The organism is Paenibacillus whitsoniae, from assembly GCF_003955665.1.
GTDB classification, from domain to species: Bacteria; Bacillota; Bacilli; order Paenibacillales; family NBRC-103111; genus Paenibacillus_E; species Paenibacillus_E whitsoniae.
Genome location: NZ_RXHU01000155.1, coordinates 1 through 3,692, shown reverse-complemented (window position 1 = coordinate 3,692; position 3,692 = coordinate 1). Strand labels below are relative to the sequence as shown.

Below are 3,692 nucleotides of genomic sequence, written 5' to 3'. Positions count from 1 at the left end.
GTATAAGAGACAGAAGCAGTATCATGGCCACGAACGTTACCTGCAGGATGCCAAAACAAATCTTTATTACCACGGCTGGGACCATATCGCGCAGTCTAACATGTCCGCTATCCACTGGGCGCGCGGCAATGCCTGGGCAGCGCTGACGATGGCCAGAGCGCTTGAACTTGTTCCCGTAACGCATCCGTCTTTTATGATTATCGATGGATCGCTTCGGGATCAACTGAGCTCCCTCGTCAGGCTCCAAGACCCATCAGGGCTGTGGCACACGATCGTTGATGATGCCGCATCGCCGCTCGAAACTTCTGGCTCTGCGGGTATCGCTACGGCTTTATTATCACGTGGCCGATTGTATAACAAGTATCTGCAGACATCGATTGAAGGCATCTTGGCACGCATTACGGAAGACGGAACAGTGTTGGGTGTATCGGCAGGTACTGCTGTTATGGATGATGCAGAAGGGTATCGGAATGTTCCCGACAAACGAATTCAAGGCTGGGGACAAGGACTTGCACTAGCGTTCCTAGCTGCCGTACTGAACGCTCAGAAGGGCTTGTTCGGAAACGGCTGTTAATTTCAAAAATGAAAAGCGCGGGTGATGGAGCTGTCAGCTACCATGAACCCACGCTTTTTTTTATCCTTCATCTCGATATTGTCCAGGCGTCATGCCTGCGAATTTGCGGAAAGAGCGAATAAAGTTAGCGGCGTTGTTGTATTGTAATTTGTCCGCGATTTCAGCAATTTTCATGTCAGATTCCTTTAGCCATTTTTTGGCCATGTCTACGCGATACTGCGTTAGAAATTCGCCGAAGTTAATGCCGGTCTCTTGCCGGAACACGCGGCTTACATAATGCGGGTGATAATTGATTCGCGCAGAGCAGTTCTCCAACGTTAGATTGGAATCGAATTCTCGCTTGATCATATCGATAATTGCATCCGAAATCTGTTTGAATTGGGAGTCGCGGCGGTTGCTGAGCGCTTGGGTGTAAGGCAGAACGAACGTGCTCATGAACCATTGTTCCATTTCTTGGACGTTGCGCAGCTTGAACAGCGATTGGATTAACGTAGTCTCATCATTCGCAGATTGCTCCAAAGTCACAGATAATTCTTGTCCGAATCGAAGCAGATCCACCAACAGCCGGAGCAAGGAGAGATGATAGTCTTGATGTTGATTCGGCGGTTCGAACAATGCACCGATCAATTGCTTCAAGGCTGTCTCTGATTGTACGTAATTTCCGCCGCGGATCGCATCCAACAGTGCTTGCTCTTTTTCCTGCGGAAATACACTGAGATTACCTTGCTGAGGCTGCAGATCCTCAATAAACAGAATTGAAGCCTCACCGAGTCCAACTCGATACTTCAGCGAAGTTATTGCTTCATGCAAGGCCTGAGGCGCATCGATGAACGTCGTGAAGGTACGGCTGATCCCGATACTTACGTTCACTTCAAGGTACTGGGCAATGGCGTGCTGAATCTCATCGGAAAGATTGAAAATATATTCTTTAAAGGCTGCCCCTTCGCTTGAAGCACCGATCAAGGTGACTTGATAATCGGAGAAGACAATCGGAACTAGTCGCTGCTCATGGAGCACAAGATCTCCCACGATATTATTGATGGCAAACATCAGCAATTCGCGATCCGTCTCATTGAAGCGGGTATCTGACAGCGTATCAATTTGAATGGCGAGCACGCACATGGAAGGCCACAGGCTTTCCAACCCGTACAAGCCTAGTTTTTCCTCGAAATCGGATGGTCGCATACCGCCGCCAAATAATTTATGCATGAAAAATTCTTTCAGCTGACTTTGCTGGCCCTTCAATTCGTTCATGATCAGTGATTGATTCCGAATGAGAAAATCCACGCGTTCTCCGATCACATTGAGCTCACCAGTAGGCTTGCCTTCGCTTGCTTCGGTGGGAACATCATTGAGCGCGGTATAGATAGATTGGATCGGGCTGTACATTTTCTTTGATCCGAACCAAGCCACAATAAAGGTCACAATCATAATGCCAAGGCTGACGAGCAGCGTCATCCAACCAATAATCGTATTCTGGGCATTCATTTGCTTGTTGGATGCGACAGAGATGTAGCTCCATCCGTTATAAGCGGATTTCCGGTACGTAATGGTTACCTTCTCTCCGTCCAGCTTCGACGCATACTGACCGAAGGCTTGGTTGGTCTCGACTAAAGGCTGCAAATGCGATTGGCCTGCCATGCTTTTGCCTAGTTGACTGCGATCCAGATGGTCAATCACATCCAGATTGTGATCCAAGATAAAGGTGCTGCCGAGTTTGCTGCTTTGATCGGAAATAAACTGTTTCATGACATCGGAAGAAAGTACGACACAGATGATGCCTTCCGGTGTAACGGAGTTAAAGGGGTATTTTTTAACAAAGTACACATTTTGGAGCGCATTAGGCTGAGTCGCGGTTTCTCTTGTCCAGAAGGAGCCCAGTGCCAATTGGGAAAACGCTTCAAGTTGCGGACGAAATGCCGGCGAGCTGTATTCATTGACACCGGTGCTAGAGACGATCCATTTATTATTCAAGCTATAGAGATACACGTCCTTGATGCCAAGCTCATAAGTCTGAATTTGTGCAATTCCTTTATACAGCTCATGCACCATTTCAAAATCATTTTTGGAAATGTCTCGTTTGAATGCCCCTGTGACCGTAGGTGATTGCAGCAACTGTGTCGCCGAGTTATCGATCATTCTGAGCGTCTGTTCGACGCGCATTTGCATTTGCAGGAGCAGTTGTTTATTCCCCTCGTTTACTTTATCCTGCACGGTTTGGGATGAATTGTAATAGGCGAAAGCCCCAAGGAGCAATACGGGGATCGTACCGATAATGATGGAAAACAGCATTAATTTTAGTAAATATGAGCGGGAACGAAGTTTCATAATGCCTCCCAAAAGGTCTTTCAGATAACTTGTTAATTGTTTAATTATATAGCAAAAAATGAGGATTGTCCTTAAACGCTTTTCAAAATGACGATTGGTGACGCACTGTACTTTCTTACCTGAATATTACAATGTAGCCATACGACACCTCTTCTTCAGATCTATTCATGCAATATTATCTCATTATTGGAAATTTAATAACATTTTACAATCAGGTTAGACTGATCCGAGGTGAACCTACGAGGAGGTGATCTCATTTGAAATTCCAATGGGAAGATCGTTAGGACGAGACCCTACATTATGGGAAATCCGCGTTATGAAAATGGCTTTGAGCCTACAGAACATCCTGATGCGTTAACCGTTCCTTTTACATGGAAAAAGCCGAAAAAAGTATTTGTGAATTCGATGTCTGATTTATTCCACGAAAAAATATCTGATGAATTTATTATCAAGGTGTTTGAAGTAATGAATCAGACCCCGTTGCATACATATCAGATATTAACTAAAAGACCGGAGCGTGTTGCAAATATTTTTGGCGAAAGCTGTAGTTTTAAATGATTAGTAAAGTACTTATTTTACTGACTAATATTGTCCTTGGAAATTGTTGGACTTTATTTATGAATATTTATGCATAAGCTGTATAAACGCAAATTTTCTATTCAAATTAATATGAAATACTGAATATACAGGCGTGTATAAAAACCATACCGACTACTTTATATGAAACAAAATAAACGGAGCGCCGCGGCTTTGTGGGCTCCGTTTTATAATTTATTATGAAACCTCACAC

General features: G+C 44.6%; 3 protein-coding genes. 2 read left to right on the top strand and 1 reads right to left on the bottom strand.

The genetic code is table 11. The features are described from left to right. On the top strand, positions 1–574 hold a 574-nt coding region (locus EJQ19_RS31365), incomplete at its 5' end, for a glycoside hydrolase family 88 protein (RefSeq protein ID WP_206438516.1). Between the two features lie 60 nt (positions 575–634). Here the strand turns inward: EJQ19_RS31365 and EJQ19_RS31360 are convergent. Continuing rightward, positions 635–2,902, bottom strand: coding sequence for a helix-turn-helix domain-containing protein (locus tag EJQ19_RS31360; RefSeq protein ID WP_126145135.1), 2,268 nt, complete (start codon positions 2,900–2,902; stop codon positions 635–637). A 300-nt stretch (positions 2,903–3,202) separates the two neighbouring features. On the opposite strand from EJQ19_RS31360, the gene EJQ19_RS31355 reads away from it, so the two are divergent. Beyond that, positions 3,203–3,460 carry a DUF5131 family protein gene (locus tag EJQ19_RS31355; protein WP_126145134.1) on the top strand — a complete coding sequence of 86 codons (258 nt, stop codon included), beginning with the start codon at positions 3,203–3,205 and terminating at the stop codon, positions 3,458–3,460. The last annotated feature ends 232 nt before the right edge of the window (positions 3,461–3,692 follow it).